Below are 2,746 nucleotides of genomic sequence, written 5' to 3' on the forward strand. Positions count from 1 at the left end.
CCTTAAACAAGACTTTGAGCAATGGCGGCGTGACCAGTGTAGTGACAATCACGACGATTATTGTGGATGTAAAATACTCCGGCTTCAGCAGTTGGGATTCGAGACCAATGGCTGCAATGATCAGGGCAACCTCTCCGCGTGAGATCATCCCGGCGCCGATCCCCAGTGCGGAATGCGTGCTGAATCCGGTCAATTTTGCCCCCAAACCGCAGCCTACCAGCTTGGTAACGATCGCGATCAAGGAGAGGATGACAATGAACCAGAACTGATCGGCAATCCCGCTAAATGTGACGGAGAGGCCGATGCTGACGAAGAACACCGGAACGAATACGCCATAGGCAATCGGTTCCAATTTGTGAATGACTTCTTCTTTGTAATTGGTCTGGGCAATCGCCACTCCGGCTGCAAACGCGCCGATGATTCCGGCAATTCCCATCGTTTCCGAGTAAAACGCAAAGGAAAAGCACAGGATAAGCGCTGCGCTGATCACGGCTTCCGTCACTTTCAGCGGTGCCAGCCAACGCATGACCAAAGGGACGAGTTTCCAGCCGATCAGGAAAATGGAGACGAAAAAGATGACTTTCTTCCCGATGACCAGCCACAGGCTGACATCTTGGGCGCCCAGCATGCTCATCACAAACGCGAGCAGGATGACGACCAGGACGTCATCGACGACGGCGGCACCAAGGATCGTGGTTCCTTCCCGGGAGCTGAGCCGCCCCAAATCGCGCAGAGTCTGGACGGATATGCTGACAGAGGTAGCACACAAGAGCAAGCCGACGAACACTGCATGCGTCTGCTCCATGCCCCACATCAGGCCCATTGCGTAGCCGCCGAGAAAAGGCAGGATGACGCCGCCGACCGCGACCGCCATCGAAGCGTTGCGATTCCGGTTGAGCTCGTGCAGATCGGTCTCCAGACCGGCCAGAAACATCAACAGAAGAACACCAATTTGGCTCAGTTGGTCGATGAGTTCGGAACCTGTTATCCAGCCGAGGACGGCAGGACCGATGATGATCCCGATGATCAGCTTGCCGAGGACGGCGGGCTGTCCCAGCCGGACGCTGATGTCACCGGCCAGTTTGGTGCTAAGCAGGATAAGTGCAAGTTCAAAAAATAGTGTCATAGATTCCCCCTCAGGCTAACAGAATGTAGGCCTAGTAAGGTTTACGGAAAAAAGAGTTATAAAGATTCGCTTATTTGTGTCAAACAAGTGACAAATCAGCGTTGGCTAATATGAACATGGCCAATCGCGATGCAATCCGGCAGCCTGCCCACAAACGAAGGTGCAAGTCCGCTGTCCGCCTCGCAGTTATTTTTCTCCGAACGAAATAAATCATCCATGCAGCGTTAAGCAGGGTGAGGGCACTTTGGCGATTTCCTCGAATATTGGCAATCGAATGCCGTATAATTGTTATAGCTTGGCAAATCCCGTCCCCACGTACTTTTGCCCAATCAGGCGGTTTGAGAGGAAAGGAGAGGTGAACATGCAGATCAACGCAGGAAGACTGGCGGAACACATTCAAACACTTGCGAAGATCGGTCAAATTGGCGAGACAGGAGTGTGTCGCCCGGCGTTGTCCCCGGTGGAAAAGGAAGCGTTTAGGGTAGCAAGGCAATGGATGGAAGAAGCTGGCATGCAGGTTCGAATGGACCATTTTGGCAACCTGATCGGACGTTTGGAGGGAAAAAATCCGGAAGCCCCGGTTTTGATGATCGGTTCCCATCTTGACTCCCAGCCTTATGGTGGCCGCTTTGACGGCGTAGCAGGGGTTCTCGGAGGGATCGAAGCGGTCGCCACGCTGCATGAGGCGGGAATCGTGCCGGACCGGCCGATCGAAGTCGTCTCCTTCTGCGACGAAGAAGGCTGGCGGTTTAACAAGGGCTTGTTCGGGTCGCGAGGGATTCTGGACAGACTGGAGGAGGGGGAGCTTGAGCGTGCGGATAAAGACGGCATCACACGCGAGCAAGCGCTGCGGGAATTTGGCTGCGACCCGGCCAGATTTGCCGAATCCATCTATCCTCCGGGAAGCATACACGCCTATTTGGAACTGCATATTGAACAGGGGCCGATTCTCGACAAACAGGCACAGCCGGTCGGCATCGTCACAGGCATCTCCGGCCCGCTCTGGCTGACGGTAACGCTGAAAGGATTTGCCGGACACGCCGGCTCAGTGCCGATGCCGCTCAGGCAGGACGCGCTGGTGGGGGCAGCCGAGGTGATTTTGGCGCTCAATCGGATCGTGCAGCAACAGCAGGGTTCACCGGCGGTCGGCACGGTTGGCAGCCTTCGCGTCTTTCCCGATTCCCGCAACATCATACCGGAAGAGGTCGTCTTTACCATTGATCTGCGCGATATTGACCTTGATCGGCGCAACCGTTATGAACAACAGCTTCGCGAGGTGATGGAAAGCGTCGCCGAGCAGCATCGCCTGACGTTGGAGATTCGCGAAGATACCAACAGCGAACCGCGGTATTGTGCCGATTGGATCAAAGAGATCATGCGGGAAGAGAGCCGCAAAATGGGATTGACCCCGCCCGAGCTGATGAGCGGTCCATTCCACGACGCGCTCGCCCTGTCTTACGCCTGTGATTACGGCATGATCTTCATCCGCTGCCGCGACGGCATCAGCCATAATCCTGCGGAATATTCATCCGACGAGGATTTGGCGCTTGGGACGGAATTGCTGTACCGGACCGTGCTGCGGATGGCCGGCGGGGAGTAAAAAAACCAGCAGCCCAATTT

At 55.4% G+C, this 2,746-nt stretch carries 2 protein-coding genes; one reads left to right on the forward strand and one right to left on the reverse strand.

Going from position 1 to position 2,746, the window contains the following annotated elements; all coding sequences use genetic code 11:
* Positions 1-1,126: cation:proton antiporter (locus HGBM_RS26045; protein WP_019124011.1), on the reverse strand; the 1,126-nt coding region annotated here is incomplete at its 3' end.
* Positions 1,127-1,487: 361 nt separating this feature from the next.
* On the opposite strand from HGBM_RS26045, the gene HGBM_RS26050 reads away from it, so the two are divergent.
* Positions 1,488-2,726: a M20 family metallo-hydrolase gene (locus HGBM_RS26050; RefSeq protein ID WP_019124012.1), complete on the forward strand. Its 1,239-nt coding sequence runs from the start codon at positions 1,488-1,490 to the stop codon at positions 2,724-2,726.
* Positions 2,727-2,746 lie beyond the last annotated feature (20 nt).

Origin of the sequence: Brevibacillus massiliensis (genome assembly GCF_000311785.1) — a bacterium.
Lineage (GTDB): Bacteria > Bacillota > Bacilli > Brevibacillales > Brevibacillaceae > Brevibacillus_C > Brevibacillus_C massiliensis.